General features: G+C 69.1%; 18 protein-coding genes. 2 read left to right on the forward strand and 16 right to left on the reverse strand.

Annotated features, from left to right (window positions below):
- Positions 1 to 107: 107 nt before the first annotated feature.
- The gene (locus tag E3O32_RS08230) at positions 108 to 773 is read right to left on the reverse strand and encodes a TetR/AcrR family transcriptional regulator (protein ID WP_134508434.1); all 666 of its coding nucleotides are present in this window, start codon (positions 771 to 773) and stop codon (positions 108 to 110) included.
- 170 nt (positions 774 to 943) lie between these two features.
- Between E3O32_RS08230 and E3O32_RS08235 the strand changes: the two genes are divergently transcribed.
- On the forward strand, positions 944 to 1,987 hold the full coding sequence (locus E3O32_RS08235) for an App1 family protein (protein ID WP_420898103.1): 1,044 nt from the start codon (positions 944 to 946) through the stop codon (positions 1,985 to 1,987).
- On the opposite strand, the gene E3O32_RS08240 is transcribed toward E3O32_RS08235, so the two are convergent.
- From E3O32_RS08240 to hisD, 3 genes are read right to left on the reverse strand one after another with little or no spacing between them, the layout of a single operon-like run.
- Positions 1,984 to 3,054, reverse strand: coding sequence for a quinone-dependent dihydroorotate dehydrogenase (locus E3O32_RS08240; RefSeq protein ID WP_134508436.1), 1,071 nt, complete (start codon positions 3,052 to 3,054; stop codon positions 1,984 to 1,986). The genes E3O32_RS08235 and E3O32_RS08240 overlap by 4 nt on opposite strands.
- 3 nt (positions 3,055 to 3,057) lie before the next feature.
- Positions 3,058 to 3,570, reverse strand: coding sequence for a transcriptional regulator NrdR (gene nrdR / locus E3O32_RS08245; protein WP_134508438.1), 513 nt, complete (start codon positions 3,568 to 3,570; stop codon positions 3,058 to 3,060).
- A 10-nt stretch (positions 3,571 to 3,580) separates the two neighbouring features.
- A complete protein-coding gene (gene hisD, locus E3O32_RS08250) occupies positions 3,581 to 4,900 on the reverse strand; it encodes a histidinol dehydrogenase (RefSeq protein ID WP_134508439.1) in 1,320 nt (439 codons plus the stop codon).
- 74 nt (positions 4,901 to 4,974) lie between these two features.
- On the opposite strand from hisD, the gene E3O32_RS08255 reads away from it, so the two are divergent.
- Positions 4,975 to 5,541 carry a flavin reductase family protein gene (locus E3O32_RS08255; RefSeq protein ID WP_134508441.1) on the forward strand — a complete coding sequence of 189 codons (567 nt, stop codon included), beginning with the start codon at positions 4,975 to 4,977 and terminating at the stop codon, positions 5,539 to 5,541.
- A 37-nt stretch (positions 5,542 to 5,578) separates the two neighbouring features.
- On the opposite strand, the gene E3O32_RS08260 is transcribed toward E3O32_RS08255, so the two are convergent.
- From E3O32_RS08260 to murG, 12 genes are all read right to left on the reverse strand, one after another.
- Positions 5,579 to 6,346 (reverse strand): lysophospholipid acyltransferase family protein, encoded by a 768-nt coding sequence (locus E3O32_RS08260; protein ID WP_134508443.1) that lies wholly within the window; start codon positions 6,344 to 6,346, stop codon positions 5,579 to 5,581.
- A gap of 22 nt (positions 6,347 to 6,368) precedes the next feature.
- Positions 6,369 to 9,836: a DNA polymerase III subunit alpha gene (gene dnaE, locus E3O32_RS08265; protein ID WP_134508600.1), complete on the reverse strand. Its 3,468-nt coding sequence runs from the start codon at positions 9,834 to 9,836 to the stop codon at positions 6,369 to 6,371.
- A gap of 107 nt (positions 9,837 to 9,943) precedes the next feature.
- A complete protein-coding gene (locus E3O32_RS08270) occupies positions 9,944 to 10,864 on the reverse strand; it encodes an RluA family pseudouridine synthase (RefSeq protein WP_134508445.1) in 921 nt (306 codons plus the stop codon).
- A 7-nt stretch (positions 10,865 to 10,871) separates the two neighbouring features.
- Entirely contained in the window at positions 10,872 to 11,459 is a 588-nt protein-coding gene (gene lspA, locus E3O32_RS08275) for a signal peptidase II (RefSeq protein WP_134508447.1), read from the reverse strand.
- Positions 11,449 to 12,099, reverse strand: a complete 651-nt coding sequence (locus E3O32_RS08280) for a DivIVA domain-containing protein (RefSeq protein ID WP_134508449.1) — start codon at positions 12,097 to 12,099, stop codon at positions 11,449 to 11,451. Before E3O32_RS08280 ends, lspA begins: the two co-directional genes overlap by 11 nt.
- Before the next feature lie 141 nt (positions 12,100 to 12,240).
- Complete coding sequence (locus tag E3O32_RS08285) at positions 12,241 to 12,543, reverse strand: YggT family protein (protein ID WP_134508451.1); 303 nt, start codon at positions 12,541 to 12,543, stop codon at positions 12,241 to 12,243.
- 8 nt (positions 12,544 to 12,551) lie between these two features.
- The gene (locus E3O32_RS08290; protein ID WP_134508453.1) at positions 12,552 to 13,106 is read right to left on the reverse strand and encodes a cell division protein SepF; all 555 of its coding nucleotides are present in this window, start codon (positions 13,104 to 13,106) and stop codon (positions 12,552 to 12,554) included.
- A gap of 36 nt (positions 13,107 to 13,142) precedes the next feature.
- A complete protein-coding gene (locus E3O32_RS08295) occupies positions 13,143 to 13,850 on the reverse strand; it encodes a YggS family pyridoxal phosphate-dependent enzyme (protein ID WP_134508455.1) in 708 nt (235 codons plus the stop codon).
- A 15-nt stretch (positions 13,851 to 13,865) separates the two neighbouring features.
- Positions 13,866 to 15,056 (reverse strand): cell division protein FtsZ, encoded by a 1,191-nt coding sequence (gene ftsZ / locus E3O32_RS08300; protein ID WP_134508457.1) that lies wholly within the window; start codon positions 15,054 to 15,056, stop codon positions 13,866 to 13,868.
- A 129-nt stretch (positions 15,057 to 15,185) separates the two neighbouring features.
- Complete coding sequence (locus E3O32_RS08305; protein WP_134508459.1) at positions 15,186 to 16,310, reverse strand: cell division protein FtsQ/DivIB; 1,125 nt, start codon at positions 16,308 to 16,310, stop codon at positions 15,186 to 15,188.
- A 13-nt stretch (positions 16,311 to 16,323) separates the two neighbouring features.
- Positions 16,324 to 17,721, reverse strand: a complete 1,398-nt coding sequence (murC, locus tag E3O32_RS08310) for a UDP-N-acetylmuramate--L-alanine ligase (protein ID WP_134508602.1) — start codon at positions 17,719 to 17,721, stop codon at positions 16,324 to 16,326.
- 109 nt (positions 17,722 to 17,830) lie between these two features.
- Positions 17,831 to 18,901: an undecaprenyldiphospho-muramoylpentapeptide beta-N-acetylglucosaminyltransferase gene (murG, locus tag E3O32_RS08315; protein ID WP_134508461.1), complete on the reverse strand. Its 1,071-nt coding sequence runs from the start codon at positions 18,899 to 18,901 to the stop codon at positions 17,831 to 17,833.
- Position 18,902 lies beyond the last annotated feature (1 nt).

Genomic DNA, 18,902 nt, shown 5'->3' on the forward strand with positions numbered 1-18,902 from the left:
CGCGGAACGGCACAATGGATTGCAGAATGTTATCCGCTGACGGCGAAACGGGTAGCGCCGATTGGTCAGCGCCGACTCGTCAGCGCCGACTCATCAGCGCCGACTCGTCAGACGCTGGCCGCGACCGGCCCGTAGTAGCCGACCAGGTAGTCGCGCATGACCCGGCGGCACTCCGCGATGAAGCGTTCGTCGCCGTTCGGGTCGCTGTGGAAGGCGCGGGAGAGGATCGAGTCCGCCATCTCGACTGTCACCTCGAGCCGGAAAATCAGTTCAGGGCCACCGTGCAGGCCGAACTCCTCGGCGAGCACGCCCGCCAGCTGACGGGCGAAGTAGCCCGATTCGAGGTCCTCGCTGCCGCTGATCGGGGTGCGTTCCCGGTCCGCGAAGTGCACGATCCGAAAACCGGGCTCCGAGCGGTACAGGTCGACGAACGCCGTGACGGCGCAGTCGACGGCATCCCACCAGTTCTCCGGCCCGCTCGTGCGGAGTTGCTCGACCACGCGCTGCCGGAACCGCAGCACCGCGCGTTCGCGCAGCGCCTGCAATACCGCCACCCGGTCGGGGTAGTACCGGTACACAGTGCCGATCGACGCCCCCGCGCGTTCAGCGACCATCGCGGTCGTGATGCGGTCGAACCCCACCTCGTCCACGACGACGGCGGCTGCATCGAGCAGCCCTGACAGACGGGCGGTGCTGCGCTGCTGCGTGGGTTCGATCCGCACCTGCTGGCCCGACACGACAGGATCCCCACCGAAAAGGTCACTGAGTGACACTTGTCCTCCTTGAAGTAGGCCCCAATCCTATGTTGCTGAGTCCCGCTCGTTTGCCAGCGACAGGCATCTGCCCCGGATTGGGGGCCGCGCCGCGCCGCGCGGTCGCTGCGCATGCCAGACTAGGGACTGTGCCGAAGTCATCCCGAGTACCGACCACGGTCACCCCTGCGATGATGATGCACCGCGCGGCGCGCATCGAGGACTGGCTGCACGGGACCCGCGAAGGATTCGCCCGCAAGCGCGGCTACCTGCCCACGGTCATTCCGTACACCGGTTACGGGTCGACCGGGTGGGTGCGGATCCTCTGCCGTGTGCTCCTGGCCAAGCCGGCCAGGCCGCGCAAGCCGGCCAGCACCCGGCTCCGCTGGCGTTCCGACCGGCGTGACGCCGGCATCCGCGGCTGGCGCAGTTTCACCAGTGTGCCGGTCAACGACGTGACCGTGACCATTGAGATCAACGGCCAGGTGCATCGGGTGCAGGCGGACCGCGGTGGCGTCGTGGACACCGTGGTGCGGGTGAGCCTGGCCCCCGGCTGGCATGTGGCGCGGCTGCACACGGAGGTGCACGCGGATGCGTCCACCCCGGTCGAAGCGCCTCTCTTCATCGTCGCCCCGACTGTTCACCACGGGATCATCTCCGATGTCGACGACACCGTCATGGTCACGACGCTCCCCCGCCCTCTGCTGGCGGCCTGGAACACGTTCGTGCTCGACGAGCATGCCCGCGTGCCCACCCCCGGGATGGCGGTGCTGCTCGACCGGCTGGCGGCCACGGCCGAGGGTGCCCCGATGGTCTACCTCTCGACCGGGGCGTGGAATGTCGCCCCCACGCTGACCCGTTTCCTCTCCCGCAACCTCTACCCGGCCGGGGCGCTCCTGCTCACGGACTGGGGTCCCACCCACGACCGCTGGTTCCGGAGCGGGCAGGAGCACAAGCGCGCCAATCTGCGCCGGCTCGCCCAGGAGTTCCCGGAGATCCGCTGGATCCTGATCGGGGACGACGGCCAGCACGACGAGGCCATCTACAGCGAGTTCCAGCGTGACTTCCCCGGCAGCGTCGAGGCCGTACTGATCCGGCAGCTGTCCCCGAGTGAGGCCGTCCTGGCCGGACGCCGGGCCAAGGACGCCGTCGACGAGAAGCACGATCCTCGGTGGGTCTACGGACCCGACGGGTCCAGCCTGGCCGCCCAGCTGGCCGAACAGGGCCTGCTCTAGCCTGCTTTCGTCCAGCCTGCTTGCGTCCAGCCTGCTTCCGCGGCGCGGATGCGGTCCAGCCCGCGGTTGATCTGGCGCGCCCAGAGCGGGCCACGATAGAGGAACGCCGTGTAGCCCTGCACCAGGGTCGCTCCGGCCGAGAGGCGCTCGGCGACCTGCTCCGCCGTCTCGACGCCGCCGACCGAGATGACGCACAGCTCCGGGGGCACGGAGGCACGGATCAGGCGCAGCACGGCCAGGGACCGGGCGTGGAGCGGGGCCCCGGAGAGGCCGCCTGCCCCGGCGGCGGCGACCGTGGCGGCATCCGTGACCAGGCCCTCCCGCGAAATGGTCGTGTTCGTCGCGATGATGCCGTCGAGGCCGAGGCCGACCACGAGTTCGGCGATCCGGGTGACCTCCTCGTCGCTGAGGTCGGGGGCGATCTTGACCAGCAGCGGCGTTCCGGCGGCCTCCGCCTGCACCGCGCGCAGGAGCGGCGCCAGCTGGTCGAGTTCCTGGAGCCCGCGCAGTCCCGGTGTGTTGGGTGAACTCACGTTCACGACCAGGTAGTCGGCCAGGGGCGCGAGGAGCGCGGCGCCGGCCAGATAGTCGGCGGTGGCGTCCTCGACCGCGGTGACGCGGCTCTTGCCGATGTTGATGCCGAGCACAGGGCGGCCGGGAACGGCCAGAACCCGGGCGAGGCGCTCCCGCGCCGCCGCTGCTCCGTCGTTGTTGAAGCCCATCCGGTTGATCACGGCACGGTCGGTGATCAGTCGGAAGAGGCGCGGCTTCGGGTTTCCGGGCTGGGCGACGGCCGTGATCGTGCCGACCTCGACATGGCCGAAACCAAGCTGGCCGAGGCCGATCACGGCCTTGCCGTCCTTGTCGAACCCGGCGGCCAGGCCGAACGGCGAGTCGAAGTGCAACCCGAGCGCGTCGACGCCGTGGCCGGGCGCCGGCGCGGTGAACCGGCGCACCAGACGCCCGATTCCGAGGGCGGGGAGTGCCCGGATCACGCTGAAGGCGAGATGGTGCGCGCGTTCCGGGTCGAGCCGGGAGAGCACGGCCGTGAAGAAGAACGGGTACACGGCCTAGAACTCCGCCGTGCCGGTCGGCGCCTGGGCGGAGGAGTCCCCAGGGTCGGTGCCGAGCCCATCGACGTGCCCGGTGCGCAGCTGGGCGATCGCGGATTCGAAATCCTCGAGCGAGTCGAAGCCCTGGTACACGCTGGCGAAGCGCAGGTAGGCGACCTCGTCCAGGTCGCGCAGCGGCGGGAGGATGGCCAGGCCGATGTCGTTCGCGTCCACCTGGGAGGCGCCGGTCTGACGGATGGTCTCCTCCACCTTCTGGGCGAGCATGGCCAGGTCAGAGTCCGTGACCGGTCGACCCTGGCAGGCCTTGCGCACCCCGGACACGATCTTGTCCCGGCTGAACGGTTCGACGACCCCGCTGCGCTTGATGATGTTCAGGCTGGCGGTCTCGGTGGTGCTGAACCGGCGCCCGCACTCGGGGCACTGGCGCCGGCGCCGGATCGACAGTCCGTCGTCGCTCGTGCGCGAGTCGATGACCCTGGAGTCCGGGTGGCGGCAGAAGGGGCAGAACATTTGGCCCAGCCTACCGTTCCGCGCCGGCGCTGAACCGTGCCGTGACGGCGTCGCCGTGGGCGGGCAGCGCCTCGGCATCGGAGAGGGCGGCGATGTGGCCGGCGACCGCGAGCAGTGCCTCCCGGCTGTAGTCGACGACCTGTTGCGGCCGGAGGAAGGTGTACGCCCCCAGTCCGGAGGAGAACCTGGCCTGGCCGCCGGTCGGCAGCACGTGGTTCGAGCCCGCGACGTAGTCGCCCAGGCTGACGGGGGAATACGGGCCGAGGAAGATGGCCCCCGCGTTGTCGATCAGCTCGAGCACGGCCTGCGGGTCCTCGGTCTGGATCTCGAGGTGCTCGGGTCCGAACGCATTGCTGAATGCGGCGGCCGCGGCCAGGTCGTCGACGAGCACGATCGCGGACTGGCGTCCGGAGAGCGCCGCGGTGACCCGTACGCTGTGAGTGGTCGTCCTGGCCAGGTCGTCGAGGCCGGCGGAGACGGCATCCGCAAGCGCGGCGGAATCGGTGACGAGCACGGCCGCCGCCAGCTCGTCGTGTTCGGCCTGGCTGACCAGGTCCGCCGCCACGAGCCGCGGGTCGGCGGCGGCATCCGCGATCACCAGGATGTCGGTCGGCCCGGCTTCGGAGTCGATCCCGGTGACCCCGCGCACGAGGCGTTTCGCGGCGGCGACATAGACGTTGCCGGGACCGGTGACGAGCTGGACCGGGTCGAGGCCGAGCCCGGGGACGCCGTAGGCGAAGGCGCCGACGGCGCCCGCGCCGCCCATGGCGTAGATCTCGTGCACGCCGAGCAGCCCGGCGACGGCGAGGATCGTGGGGTGCACCCGACCGGCGTGGTCGCTCTGCGGCGGCGAGGCCAGTGCGAGCGACGAGACGCCGGCGACCTGGGCCGGCACGACGTTCATCACGACGCTGGACGGGTAGACGGCCTTGCCGCCGGGAACATAGAGCCCCACCCGGTTGACCGGCTGCCAGCGCTGGGTGATGACAGCGCCGTCGGCGATCGTGGTGGTGACGCGCGGGGGCACCTGCGCGGCGCTCGCGATCCTTACCCGGCGGATCGTCTCTTCGATGGCGGTGCGCACGTCGGGATCGAGCCCGGCCACGGCTTCCGCGATCTCGCTCGCCGGAACCCGGACGTGGGCGGGACGCACCCGGTCCAGGCGCTCGGCCTGGTCGAGCAGCGCCGCCTCTCCCCTGGCGCGCACGTCGTCGATCAAGGCAGCGGCGACGTCGCTGGCGACGGTCACGCTGGTGGCCGCGCGCGGCACGGCAGCCAGCAGGTCGGCGGGAGTGGGCCTGGTGCCCCGAAGGTCAATAGTCTGGATCATCTCTGACCAGCCTAGCGACGAACCTCCCGGTGTACGGGAATAGGCTGGCTGGCGAGGAGCTTGATTCAAGAACCATGAACGACACCGAGGCACCAGAAACATCGCCCGCCACCACGCCCGCCACAGCCGCACCTCCGCTGGAGGGCGACCCGAACGCGCCCCAGGACCTCGCGGCCTTCAAACACGCGTTCCGCCGCCATGCCGCGGGGGTCGCGGTCATCACCTCGCGCAGCGAAGACGGCACACCGCTCGGGTTCACCGCCACGTCCCTGGCGTCCCTCTCGTCCGTGCCACCGCTGGCCACGTTCAACATGGCGCGTTCGGCCAGCACCTGGCCGGCCATCGCGGCGAACGACCGGGTGGTCATCCATATCCTCGGGGCACGCAACCGCGCCCTCGCCCAGAAGCTGTCAGGGCCTCAGGAACAGCGTTTCGTCGGCGACCATTGGACGCCGGGCCCGCACGGGCTGCCCGTGCTCACCGGGGTGACGTCGTGGATGGTCGGTCGGATCGTCGACCGGGTACTCGTGCACAACAGCGCGGTCGTGATCGTGCAGATCGAAGAGGGCGGCATGGGCGAGAACGACGATGCCCTGCTCTACCACGAGCGCGCCTACCGGGTGCCGGGAGCCGAGGTCTGACCCTGCCGATCTGACCCTGGCGAACCGACCCGGCGACTCAGACCGGCGGCAGGTCGCGCAGCCGGCGGCGCTCCGCTTCGACGATCGCGGCCTCCTCCGGGGTCGGCGCGCTGCCGCCCAGGTGCTTGGGCTGCCACCAGGCGCCGGCGCCCTCCTCCGGGTAGCTTTCCTGCAGGCCGTCGACGAGGGACTGCAGGGTCTCATGGAGGAGCAGGGTGAGCTGATGCGCATCCGCGTCGGCCGGCACCTGGATCGGCTCCCCGATCGCGAATCCGATCGGCGCCCGGAAGGCGTCCCGCAGCGACGGCTTGTGGTTCTTGGTCAGCAGGCGGTGCCCGCCCCAGACCGCGATCGGCACGACGGGTACCCCTGCCTCCGCCGCCATCCGGATGGCACCCGATTTGAGTGACCGCACGGTGAAGGATGCGTTCACACCGCCCTCCGGGAACACGCCGAGAAGTTCACCGGCGCGAAGTGCCTCGACCGCCTGGACGTAGGCTGCCGCCCCGGCCTTCATGTCGACGGAGATGTGGCGCATACCCCGCAGCAGCGGGCCGACGAGCGGCTGGTCGAACGCGCCCTTCTTGGCCAGGAAACGGATGTGCCGCCGGTTCCGGTGCCAGGTCATCCACTCGACGAGTGCGAAGTCCGCATAGCCGAAGTGGGTGACGGCCAGGACCGCTCCCCCGGTGTCCGGAAGGTTGGCGAGCCCGGTGACCGACGGCCTGAGGCGCAACAGACCGAACACGGCCCGCCCTGCCCCGATGGCCGTGCTGTAGATCGGTTCCCTGGCGCGCCTTGTCATGGTCCAAGGCTACAACCCTGCGTCAGGTGAGGCAGTAGGGCCCGAGCAGGCTCTTCAGCTCCCCGAAGAGGTCGGCGCTGATCGTGATCCGGAACGGCAGCTCGAACACCCGGGCGGTCGTACCCTTGACGAGTTTGAGCCTCACCTCCGAGCTGCCGCCGTGGCGCCCGAGCACCTCGCCGAGCGCGGTGACCGTGTCGGTCGTCGCCCGGGCCTCGGCCACGGTGATGGCCAGCGGGCCGGAGTCGGAGGCCTGGCCCAGCTCGGGCGCGAAAATGCTGTACGCGTGCAGGTTCATTCCGTCGTCCCGCATGCTCACCCGGCCGCGCACGACCACGATCGAGTCGCTGATCAGGTCCTGGGCGAACTCCTGGTACGCCTTGCCCATGAACATCACGGCGATCTCCCCGCCGAAGTCCTCGACCTGGATGATGCCGTACTGGTTGCCCGACTTCTTCGCGATCCGGTGCTGCACGCTGGTGATCAGGCCGGCGATCGTGACGGTGTCGGCATCCTGGGTCTGGTCAGAGGCCATCAGGTCGACGATGGTGGTGCTGGCGTGCTTGGCCAGCGGGATTTCGAGCCCTGCGAGCGGGTGATCGGAGACGTAGAGGCCGAGCATGTCGCGCTCGAAGGCGAGCTTCTCCTTCTTGCTCCACTCCGGGCGGTCGGGCACCTGTTCGGTCTCCTGAGGGTCGTCGAACAGGCTGTCGAAGTCGAAGCCGACCATTCCGTGCTCTTCGTCCCGCTTGATCTTGACGGCGGATTCGACCGCGGCCTCGTGGATCTCGACCATGCCGCGCCGGGTCGCGCCGAGCGAGTCGAAGGCGCCGGCCTTGATCAGCGACTCGACCGTGCGCTTGTTGGCCACCTGGATCGGCACCTTGCGCAGGAAATCGTGGAACGACTCGAACGCGCCCTTCTCCGTGCGGGTGAGCCGGATGGCGTCGACGACGTTGAAGCCGACGTTGCGCACCGCTCCCATCCCGAACCGGATGTCGGTGCCGACGGCCGCGAAGTAGCCGATCGACTCGTTCACGTCGGGCGGCAGAACCTGGATGCCCATCCTCCGGCACTCGTTCAGGTAGAGGGCCAGCTTGTCGCGGGAGTCGCCGACGCTGGTGAGCAGGGCCGCCATGTACTCGGCCGGGTACTTGGCCTTGAGGTACGCGGTCCAGTAGGAGAGCACCCCGTAGGCGGCCGAGTGGGCCTTGTTGAAGGCGTAGTCGGAGAACGGCAGCAGGATGTCCCAGACCGTCTTCACGGCGTCCATCGAGTAGCCGTTGGCCTTCATCCCGCCGGAGAAGCCTTCGAACTGCTTGTCCAGCTCGGACTTCTTCTTCTTGCCCATGGCGCGGCGCAGGAGGTCGGCCTGGCCGAGGGAGAACCCGGCCAGCTTCTGCGCGATCGACATGACCTGCTCCTGGTACACGATCAGGCCGTAGGTGGTGCCGATGACGTCCCGGAGCGCTTCCTCGAGCTCAGGGTGGATCGGGATGATCTCCTGCTGTCCGGTCTTGCGGAGCGCGTAGTTGGTGTGTGAGTTGGCGCCCATGGGACCCGGCCGGTACAGCGCGATCACGGCGGAGATGTCTTCGAAGTTGTCAGGCTTCATGAGCCGCAGCAGCGATCTCATGGGGCCGCCGTCGAGCTGGAACACGCCCAGGGTGTCGCCGCGGGCGAGCAGTTCGTAGGCGGCCGGGTCGTCGAGCCCGAGCTCCTCGAGCACGGGCCGATGGCCGCGGTTCACCGCGATGTTGTCGAGGGTGTCGTCGATGATGGTGAGGTTGCGCAGCCCGAGGAAGTCCATCTTGATCAGGCCGAGGGCCTCGGAGGCCGGGTAGTCGAACTGTGTGACGACCTGGCCGTCCGCTTCCCGCTTCATGATCGGGATGATGTCGATCAGCGGGTCGGAACTCATGATCACGCCGGCGGCGTGCACTCCCCACTGGCGCTTGAGGTTCTCCAGCCCGAGGGCCGTGTCGAAGACGGTGCGGGCCTCCGGGTCGGACTCGATCACGGCGCGGAAGTCGGCCGCCTCACGATACCGCGGGTGGTCCTTGTCGAACATGCCGGTGAGCGGCACGTCCTTGCCCATGATCGCCGGCGGCATGGCCTTGGTGAGCTTGTCGCCCATGCCGAAGGGGAATCCCAGCACCCGGGACGCGTCCTTCAGGGCCTGCTTGGCCTTGATCGTGCCGTAGGTGACGATCTGGGCGACGCGTTCCTCACCGTATTTCTCGGTGACGTAGTGGATGACCTCGCCGCGGCGGCGCTCGTCGAAGTCCACGTCGAAGTCGGGCATGGAGACGCGGTCGGGGTTCAGGAACCGCTCGAAGATCAGCCCGTGCACGAGCGGGTCGAGGTCCGTGATGCCCATCGCGTACGCCACCATGGAACCGGCGCCCGAGCCACGGCCGGGCCCCACCCGGATGCCCTGCTGCTTGGCCCACATGATGAAGTCGGCCACGACCAGGAAGTAGCCCGGGAAGCCCATCTGGATGATGATGCCGATCTCGTAATCGGCGCGTTTGCGCACGTCCGCCGGGATGCCGTTCGGGTAGCGCTTGGCCAGCCCGATCTCGTTCTCCTTGACGAACCAGCTCTCCTCGTTCTCGCCCTCCGGGCACGGGAACCGGGGCATGTAGTTGGCCTGGGTGTTGAACTCCACCTGGCAGCGCTCGGCGATCAGCAGGGTGTTGTCGCAGGATTCCGGGTGGTCGCGGAAGATGTGCCGCATCTGCGCGGCGGTCTTGAGGTAGAACTCGTCCGAGTCGAACTTGAACCGGTTCGGGTCGTCGAGGGTCGAAGCCGACTGCACGCAGAGCAGGGCCGCGTGGGCGGTCGCATCATGCGCGTGGGTGTAGTGCAGGTCGTTGCTGGCCACGAGCGGGAGCTTCAGTTCGCCGGCGAGTTTGAGAAGGTCGGTCATGGTGCGGCGCTCGATGTCGATGCCGTGGTCCATGATCTCGCAGAAGAAGTTCTCCTTGCCGAAGATGTCCTGGAAGTCGCCGGCGGCCTTCTTGGCCTCCTCGTACTGGCCGAGGCGCAGGCGGGTCTGCACCTCGCCACCGACGCAGCCCGTCGTTCCGATCAACCCGGCGGAGAACTCGGAGAGCAGCTCGCGGTCCATCCGGGGCTTGAAGTAGTAGCCCTCCAGACTGGCCTTCGACGACAGCCGGAACAGATTGTGCATGCCCGCGGTGGTCTCGGACAACAGCGTCATATGCGTGTACGAACCGGCCCCACCGACGTCGTCCCGGTTCTGCCCGTTGGTGCCCCACCGCACCCGGGTCTTGTCCCGGCGGTCGGTGCCGGGGGTGATGTACGCCTCGGTGCCGATGATCGGCTTGATGCCGGCCTCGGTGGCGGTGCGCCAGAAATCGAACGCACCGAACACGTTGCCGTGGTCGGTGATCGCGACGGCGGGCATGCCCTGCTCGACTGCCGCGTTGATCAGCGGCTTGACCCGCGCCGCACCGTCCAGCATCGAGTACTCACTGTGCACGTGCAGGTGGACGAACGAATCCTTCGATCCACCCGACTTATTCTGAGGGGACAAGACGGCTCCGAGGTGTTGAGAGTGGTCGCTGCGGGCTAGGCGTCACGCAGCACGTCGAGCGCGTGAGCGAGGTCGTCCGGGTAGTCGGCGTTGAAGGTGACCCACTCGCGTGAGTCGGGGTGGTGGAAGGCGAGTTGTTTCGCGTGCAGCCACTGCCGGGTCAGGCCCAGCCGGGCGGTGATCGACGGGTCGGCCCCATACATGGCGTCGCCGACGCACGGATGCCGCTGGGCGGCCATGTGCACCCGGATCTGGTGGGTGCGCCCGGTCTCCAGGTGCACCTCCAGCAGTGACGCCGAGCGGAACGCCTCGAGGGTCTCGTAGTGGGTGATCGAATCCTTGCCGCCGGCGACGACGGCGAATTTCCAGTCCGAGCGAGGGTGGCGCCCGAGAGGGGCGTCGATGGTGCCGGCGAGCGGGTCAGGGTGTCCCTGGACGACCGCGTGGTAGATCTTCTCGACCTCCCGGTCGTGGAAGGCCCGCTTGAGGGCCGTGTAGGCCGCCTCCGACTTGGCGACGACCATCAGCCCGCTGGTGCCCACGTCCAGGCGGTGCACGATGCCCGCGCGTTCGGCGGCGCCGGAGGTCGCGATCCGGTACCCGGCCGCCGAGAGCGCCCCGAGCACGGTCGGCCCGGTCCAGCCGACGCTGGGGTGCGCGGCGACACCGGAGGGCTTGTTGACGACGACGATGCTCTCGTCGTCGTGCACGATCGACAGGTCAGGCACCGGGATCGGCACGATGGTGAGGGCCTCACGCGGCTGCCAGTTGACCTCCAGCCACGCTCCGCCGTGCAGCCGGTCGGACTTGCCGACGACGGCGCCGTTCAGTTCCACCCCGCCGGCCTCGGCGACCTCGGCCGCGAAGCTCCGGGAGAACCCGAACAGCTTGGCGATGCCGGCGTCGACGCGAACGCCGTCGAGGCCGTCGGGAAGGGGAAGAGAGCGTGTTTCCATGGGTGAGTCAGGGTGCTAACTGGGTGGGGGTCGGAGCAGCGGAATCGGGGGTTCCGGATGCCGGGGCGCCGCCTTCCGTGGCAGCTCCCCGGCGGCCGTCCAGGCCGACGCCACGGATGGTGAGCCACATGAAGATGATCATGCTCGTCACGATCGACATGTCCGCGACGTTGTAGATGGCCGGGATGAGCCAGGGGGTCGAGATGAAGTCCACCACGTGTCCGAGGCCGAAGGACGGTTCCCGCAGCAGCCGGTCCGTCAGGTTTCCGAGCACGCCGCCCAGCAGGAGTCCGAAGACCAGTCCCCAGGCAAGGGAACGGATGCGACCGGCGAACCAGACGATGAACACCACCACGGCGACCGCGATGATCGAGAAGATCCAGGTCATCCCGGTTGCCAGGGAAAACGCAGCGCCCGGGTTCCGGACGAAGTGCAGTTGCAGCACATCGTTCAGAACCCGGACGGTGTCACCCTCGGCGAGGCCGGTGACGACAAGGTACTTGCTGATTTGGTCCAGCGCGTAGATGCCCAGCGCGACAAGGACCAGAACGACAAGCGCGCTGGAGCGCTTCTTCGCTCCGTCCTTAGGCGCCAAAGCCCTGGAAGCTCGGCTTCGGAGCGTTGCCCGAGTCGCTGCCGGCGTTCGCGCCGACCGGGGAGGTGGCGTCGAGGTCGCGGAGCTGGCTCTCGATGTAGCTCTTCAGCTTCTGGCGGTACTCGCGCTCGAACGTGCGCAGGTCTTCGATCTTGTTCTCGAGGACCGAACGCTCCTTGTCGAGGGCGTTGATCTGGGCGCGCTGCTTGGCCTCGGCCTCGGCGACCAGACGGGCGGCAGTGGCGTGGCCTTCGGCGATGAGCGCGTCACGCTTCTCGGCACCCTCCTTGACGTGCTCCTCGTGCAGACGGCGAGCCAGCTGGAGCAGGTTGGTGGTGCCTGCGGTCTCATCGACCGGCTCTGCGACCGCGGCGGCAACCGGGACGACCGGAGCGACGACGGGAGCCGGGGTGGGCTCTGCAACGACCTCAGGAGCCTTGACGGCCTCGGCCAGGACAACGGGCTCGGCCGTTCCGCCACCGGAGACGCGAGCTCGGAGCTCCTCGTTTTCCGCGGTGAGGCGACGCAGCTCGACAACGACCTCGTCGAGGAAGTCGTCTACTTCGTCCTGATCGTATCCTTCACGGAACTTCGTCGACTGGAACCGCTTGTTGACTACATCTTCCGGAGTTAGCGCCATGGCTTTCCACCCTTTAAACTTGAGTTTGCGAACATTTCTGATTGAGTTCTACCAACGTACCAAGGACCGACCCATGTCGCTCCGCGTCGGCCCGGTACGCCACCGGTCAAGAATACATGCCTCGACGGTGCTGGGCGGTATTCAGACCCGAACGAGGGCCCCGGCGATCCACATTCCCACGATGACGCAGAGCATGGTCAGGCTCCAGCCGAAATCGAACGCGATCGGGCCGAGTCGGAGCGGGGGCATGATCCGGCGGAAGAAGCGAACCGGCGGGTCGGTGACCGAGTAGACGAGCTCGACGAGCACGAGGACGAACCCCGTCGGCCTCCAGGCCCGATTGACGCTGCGGACCAGGTCGACGATGAACCGACCCCACATGACGAAGAAGTAGAGCAGCAGGGCGTAGTACGCGACCGTGCCGAGCAGTGAAACGACGAACACGGGGAGGTTTACGACTGCGCGAAGAACGACGCCTCGGCGTCGGGCTCTTCACCCGCATTGTCCCCGGAGACGACGACGTGTGACGGGGAAAGCAGGAAGACCTTGGCCGTGACGCGCTCGATCTTGCCGTACAGGCCTTGCGAGAGGCCGCTGGCGAAGTCGATCAGGCGCCGGGCATCCGCATCGCTCATCTGCGACAGGTTGATGATGACCGGGATCCCGTCTCGGAAGGACTCGGCGATCGCCTGGGCGTCTTTGTACTGGCGCGGGTGGACGGTGAGGATTTCATTCATTTCTGAGGCAGCCACATTCTTGGGGGTGGAGGTCTTGCGCAGCGGCGTCACCGGTGCACGGCCGGCCGAACCGTGGGTGGCGCCGGAGTGCGACGACCCCCCGGCGGCCGAGTGGGGCGCGGCGGATTTCGGAGCGGCGGAGTGCGCATTGGCCGAGTGTGCCACGGCGGAGTTCGAATTGCCGGCCGGGGCAGCCGCAGGCGCCTCGTATTCCAGCTCTTCGTCTGCCAGACCCAGGTAAACCATGGTTTTCTTGAGCGGGTTGGACATCTCGACCTCCGGGTTGATGATTCTTACGTTCTCAGATTAACCGAGTACCGGGCGATTCCCGGTGATTGCCGTGCCAATTCGAAGGTGTGTCGCCCCTTCGCTGATCGCGTCGGGGTAGTCCTGCGACATCCCCATCGAGAGGAACTTCGCCTCGGGTGCGACGCGTCTGGCCTGCTCGCCGAGCTCACGCACGCGGGCGAACGCCCGGCGCGGTTCGGCGCCGAGCGGAGCCACGGCCATCAGGCCGAGGAGTCGCAGCCCCGCGGTGGCCTGCACGCGCTCGAGGAGGGAGTCCAGGTCAGGGGGTGCCACGCCGCCGCGGGCCGGGTCGTCCGTGAGGTTCACCTGCACGAAGCAGTCGACCGTGGACTCGTCGGAGGCGAGGGCGTCGACCAGCGACGGGCGGTCGACGGAGTGGATGACCTGCGCGTAGGCCCGCACCTGCCTGGCCTTCTTGCCCTGGACCTGGCCCACGAAGTGCCAGGTCAGGCCGAGTGCGGACAGCGCCTCGGCCTTGGCCTGGGCCTCCTGGTGCCGGTTCTCGCCGACGTCGTTCACGCCCAGGGCGTGCAGCTCCTCGATCAGCGAGACGGGGTGGAACTTGGTGACGACGATGGTGGTGATCTCACCGGGGTCACGATCGGCGAAGGCAGCCGCCTGGGCGATCCTCCCTCGCACGAGGGTGAGGCGCTCCCGGAGGTCCGGCTCGGCCGGCCCCCCGGGAACCACGTCCGGGTCGTTCATCTGGTCGCCGTCTGCTTACTTGAGAAAGTCGGGGATGTCCAGGTCGTCCGGGTCTTCCTCGAAGGCCGGGTCGGCCACGGCCGCACCGGGCTCGACGCCGGACCAGACCGAGGAACCGGCCGCCTCGTCGACCTCGTACTGCGCCGAGTCACTGCCGGAGCCGGCGGATGCCCCGCCGGCCGACGAGCTCACGCCGGCTGCCACGCCTGCCGCGACCAGGTCGGCGCGGCGGACCTCGACCGCCTTCGCGCCGGGCTCGCCGCCGTCGAAGCCCGCGGCGATGACGGTGACCCGCACCTCGTCGCCAAGAGTGTCGTCGATGACCGCACCGAAGATGATGTTGGCCTCGGGGTGGACGGCCTCCTGCACGAGCCGGGCGGCGTCGTTGATCTCGAAGATTCCGAGGTTGGAGCCACCCTGGATCGAGAGGAGCACGCCGTGCGCGCCGTCGATCGAGGCCTCGAGGAGCGGGGAGGCGACCGCGAGTTCGGCAGCCTTGATCGCGCGGTCGGCGCCGCGGGAGGAACCGATGCCCATCAGCGCCGAACCGGCGCCCTGCATGACCGACTTGACGTCGGCGAAGTCGAGGTTGATCAGACCGGGGGTGGTGATCAGGTCGGTGATGCCCTGCACGCCGGCGAGGAGAACCTGGTCGGCCGTGGCGAACGCCTCCAGCATGCTGATCCCACGGTCGCTGATTTCCAGCAGCCTGTCGTTCGGCACGACGATGAGGGTGTCGACCTCGTTCTTGAGCGAGGCGACGCCGGCCTCGGCCTGGGCCTGGCGGCGCTTGCCCTCGAAGCCGAACGGCTTGGTGACGACACCGATGGTGAGCGCGCCGATGGACTTGGCGATCCGCGCGACGACGGGGGCGCCGCCGGTTCCGGTTCCACCGCCCTCACCGGCCGTGACGAAGACCATGTCGGCGCCGGCCAGCGCCTCTTCGATCTCTTCGGCGTGGTCCTCGGCGGCGCGACGGCCGACCTCGGGGTCCGCTCCCGCGCCGAGGCCGCGGGTGAGGTCGCGGCCGACGTCGAGCTTGACGTCGGCGTCGCTCATCAGCAAGGCCTGGGCATCCGTATTAATGGCGATGAACTCGACCCCGCGGAGGCCAAGCTCGATCATGCGGTTGACGGCGTTGACACCGCCGCCACCGATTCCAACAACCTTGATGACTGCGAGGTAGTTCTGATTTGTTGTTGACACGTCCGGCCTCCGGTGGAACTCTAAACCTTTACTCGAAGTTTAAAGTTATGCTGAGTATGCAATTCCTGATCTCGAAGTTATGCGCCAGTTCGCACGGCTCGGGGAGGCGCGCCCGCGTGTCGCGAAAAGTCAGCGCAGAACGGCGCTGTCGGGCGAGGACACGTCGTATTCGCCGACGCTGCCGACCGGGTGGCTCACGACCAGGGCGGCGAGCACCACGGCCTTGTACTCGGACTTCTCCGCGCTCCCCCAGACGACGCGCGCGCCGCCGACGAGAGTGAGGGTGACGTCGTCCTTCGTCGCCGCGGTGACCGTGTCCAGCTGGCCGCGGATGCCGTCCGGCAGCGCCATGATCACGGCCGCGGCCGCCTGGAAGCCGGTGCTGCCGGCGCCGGAGCGCGCGGTGATCGTCGCATAGCCGGCCGGCCGTTCGGTCCCGCTCTGGATGACGACGCCCGCGGCATCGACGAGGTCGAAGCCCGCCGGGGTGACGACGGCACCGATCGGCTCACGTTCGACGATCCGCACGACGAGGGTCCCGGGCGGGCGGCTCTCGGTGACGTAGCTGCGGATCAGGGTGAACCTGGACAGTTCCTTCTTCACCTTGCTGAAATCGACCAGCGGCAGCGGGGTGCCCAGTTGTTCGCCGAGCGCCGCCTGCACCTCGGCCGACGGGACGCGGTCGGCCCCGACGACCTCGATGGTCTTGAGGGCCATCAGCGGCGAGTACGCGCCGATCAGGACGAATCCGCCCAGCGCCGCGATGATGCCGAGCGAGACGAGCCAGATGGTGCGCCGGCGGCGTGACCGCCAGGTGAAGCGGCGCACCTCCTCACGCTCATACAGCTTGCGGGCCCGGCGCGCGGCACGGAACTTCCGGCGGGCGCCGGCCGGGGTGAGCGGCGCATCGGCGGGCGGCGTCGCAGCCGGCGTCGCGGGCAGGCCGGGCGCGGCATCCGGTCGGGTGATTCCCTGGATCGCCGGCGAGTCGACCGTCTCCGTCGGGCGTCGGAGCGGCCAGACGGGGGCGACGCGCCGGGCGCCCGGCGCGGGCAGCACGATCGGTTCGGTCGAGGTCTGATCGGAGGCGGCCGGGGAGCCGGGCGTACGGCCGGGTGCGGGACGGGCGTCCGTTGCACGGCCGGCGGTGCTGGACCCGGGTTTCGTCGTCCGCCGGGGGCCGCGGGTGCGGACGGCGGCCGGGCGGGCGGGTTCGGGCGCGGCCGGTTGGTCGAAGCCCTGGGGCCGCTTCATGCCGAGGTGCGGGTCATCCGCGGGCCGTTTCGAGCGAGCCGAGGAGCTGGGGAACGATGCGGTACACGTCGCCGCAGCCGAGGGTGACGACGAAGTCGCCGTCGCGGGCGATGCTGGCGACGTAGTCGGCCGCTTCCTGCCAGTCCGGCACATAGGCGACGTGGGACGGGTCGTGGAACTTTTCGGAGACGAGCGCCCCGGTCACTCCGGGCTCCGGGTCCTCGCGGGCGCCGTAGACGCCGAGGACGACGGTCTGGTCCGCGAATTTCTCGAGGGTGTCGGCGAATTCGCGCGCGAACAGCCGGGTGCGGCTGTAGAGGTGCGGCTGGTGCACGGCGATGATGCGCCCCGCGCCGACCACGGTGCGCGCGGCGGCGAGGGCCGCGGCCACCTCGGTCGGGTGGTGCGCGTAGTCATCGTAGACGCTGACCCCGTTGACGGTGCCGTGCAGTTCGAACCGGCGTTCCGTGCCGCCGAACTCGGAGATCGCGGCGAGGGAGGCGGCCGGCTCGAAGCCGAGCCCGACGAGCACCGCGAACGCGCCGGCCGCGTTGATGGCGTTGTGCCGGCCGGGGATCCGGAGCGTGGCGAAGTAGTCCTGCCCGGCCCAGGCGACGCCGAAGCCCACCGGCCCCTCGGTGACCACGGAGTGCACCCGCACATCTGCGTCCGCGGCCTCGCCGAACGTGATGACCCGTTTGCCCTCGAGCTTGCCGGTGACGCTGACGGCCCCGTCGTCGTCGGAGGAGATGACGACGAACTCCGTGGCCTTCTGGGCGAATTCCACGAAGGCAGCCTCGAACGCCTCGAGCGACCCGTAGTGGTCGAGGTGGTCGGGGTCGACGTTGGTGACGAGGGCGACTGCGGTGTTGTAGAGCAGGAACGACCCGTCCGATTCGTCGGCCTCGACGACGAAGAGGTCATCGGTGCCGCTGGCCGCCGACACGCCGAGCGATTCGATCACGCCGCCGTTCACGAAGCTGGGGTGCTGGCCGATGCCGAGCAGGCCGGTCACGATCATGCCGGTGGAGGTGGTCTTGCCGTGTGCGCCGGCGACGGCGACGAGGCGGTGCTTCTGGATCAACCAGGCGAGGGCCTGCGACCGGTGCAGCACCGGCAGCCCGCGTTCCTTGGCCAGGACGTATTCGGGGTTGTCCTGCCAGAGCGCCCCGGTGACGACGAGGGTGTCCGCGGCGCCGACGTTCTCGGCGGCGTGCCCGATCGCGATGCGCGCGCCGAGCTTCCGCAGGGCGAGGACGTTGTCGGACTCGCGCACGTCGGATCCGGTGACGGTGTGGCCGGCGTCGATGAACAGGCGCGCGATCCCGCTCATCCCCGACCCGCCGATGCCCACGAAGTGCACCGTTCCGAGGTCGCGCGGAATGATGAGGTTCAGGTCGGGCTTGATCACGGTTGCTGCGCTCTTCTCGGTTGGAGACAAATGCTGGGTGTGCGGGAACTACGTTACGCGCCGTCGCCGCCGAATGCCGGATTGACGACGGCCGGGGTCGGCGGCCGGCTCAGGCGAGGGCACTCCGGATGAAGTCGGCCATCCGGGCCGACCCGTCCCGTCCGCCGACGGATGCCGCGGCGGCGCCCATCCGCGCGACCCGGGCTCGGTCGGTGAGCACCGTCAGGAGCTCGGCCCGCACCCACTCGGGGACGAAGTCCGCGTCGTCGACGAGGATCCCTCCCCCGGCCCTGACGACGTCGGCGGCGTTGAAGCGCTGCTCGCCGTTGCCGACCGGGTACGGCACGTAGACGGCCGGGATCCCCAGGGCGCTCAGTTCGCAGACCGTGCCGGCCCCGGCCCGGGAGACGGCGAAGTCGGCCACCGACAGGGCGAGGTCCATCCGGTCGCAGTAGGCGATCATCCGGTAGTGGTCCAGCCCGGGGTCGGCCACCTCGGACTTCTCCCCGGTGATGTGCAGCACCTGCCAGCCGGCCGTGATCAGGTCGGGGGCGGACTGCAGGACCGTGTTGTTGAGCCGGCGGGCGCCGAGCGAACCGCCGGTGACGAGCAGGGTGGGTCGGTCGGGGTCCAGGCCGAAGGCCGACAGCGCCTCCGGGCGTGCCGCCGCACGGTCGAGCCGTTCGATTTCGGGGCGGAGCGGCATCCCCACGACCCGCGCGTGGCGGATCCGGGTGCCGGGGAAGGCCACCCCGACGAAACCGGTGAACCAGGCGCCGAGCCGGTTGGCCAGGCCGGCCCGGAAGTTCGCCTCGTGGATGACGATCGGCACGCCCGCACGCCGGGCGGCGAGGTAGGCGGGGGTGGAGACGTAGCCGCCGAAACCGACGACCACGTCGACCTTGCGGTCTCGGATCAGGGCGGTGAGGTTGGCGACCGCGTGGTTCAGCCGGCTGAGGAAGGTGAGCGCCTGCCGGTTCGGGCGTCGCGGGAATGGCAGCCGGGGCACGATCACGAGTTCGTAGCCGCGGGCCGGAACGAGCCGGGATTCGAGGCCTTCGCGCGTCCCCAGCACGATCACGGTGGCGTCGGGTTCCCGGCTCCGGATCGTGTCGGCGACCGCGAGCAGGGGGTTGACGTGGCCGGCGGTGCCGCCGCCGGCGAGCAGGTAGGTGGTCACG

Source organism: Cryobacterium mannosilyticum (assembly GCF_004402705.1).
GTDB classification, from domain to species: domain Bacteria; phylum Actinomycetota; class Actinomycetes; order Actinomycetales; family Microbacteriaceae; genus Cryobacterium; species Cryobacterium mannosilyticum.

What these genes read in the sequence shown, in the direction of transcription:
- E3O32_RS08235 (WP_420898103.1), top strand. Translation starts at nt 944, where the DNA reads ATGATGATGCACCGCGCGGCGCGCATCGAGGACTGGCTGCACGGGACC.
- E3O32_RS08280 (WP_134508449.1), bottom strand. Translation starts at nt 12,099, where the DNA reads ATGGCGCTAACTCCGGAAGATGTAGTCAACAAGCGGTTCCAGTCGACG.
- dnaE (WP_134508600.1), bottom strand. Translation starts at nt 9,836, where the DNA reads ATGCTGGACGGTGCGGCGCGGGTCAAGCCGCTGATCAACGCGGCAGTC.
- E3O32_RS08255 (WP_134508441.1), top strand. Translation starts at nt 4,975, where the DNA reads ATGAACGACACCGAGGCACCAGAAACATCGCCCGCCACCACGCCCGCC.
- E3O32_RS08305 (WP_134508459.1), bottom strand. Translation starts at nt 16,310, where the DNA reads ATGAAGCGGCCCCAGGGCTTCGACCAACCGGCCGCGCCCGAACCCGCC.
- E3O32_RS08270 (WP_134508445.1), bottom strand. Translation starts at nt 10,864, where the DNA reads ATGGAAACACGCTCTCTTCCCCTTCCCGACGGCCTCGACGGCGTTCGC.
- E3O32_RS08295 (WP_134508455.1), bottom strand. Translation starts at nt 13,850, where the DNA reads ATGAACGACCCGGACGTGGTTCCCGGGGGGCCGGCCGAGCCGGACCTC.
- E3O32_RS08290 (WP_134508453.1), bottom strand. Translation starts at nt 13,106, where the DNA reads ATGTCCAACCCGCTCAAGAAAACCATGGTTTACCTGGGTCTGGCAGAC.
- nrdR (WP_134508438.1), bottom strand. Translation starts at nt 3,570, where the DNA reads ATGTTCTGCCCCTTCTGCCGCCACCCGGACTCCAGGGTCATCGACTCG.
- E3O32_RS08260 (WP_134508443.1), bottom strand. Translation starts at nt 6,346, where the DNA reads ATGACAAGGCGCGCCAGGGAACCGATCTACAGCACGGCCATCGGGGCA.
- hisD (WP_134508439.1), bottom strand. Translation starts at nt 4,900, where the DNA reads ATGATCCAGACTATTGACCTTCGGGGCACCAGGCCCACTCCCGCCGAC.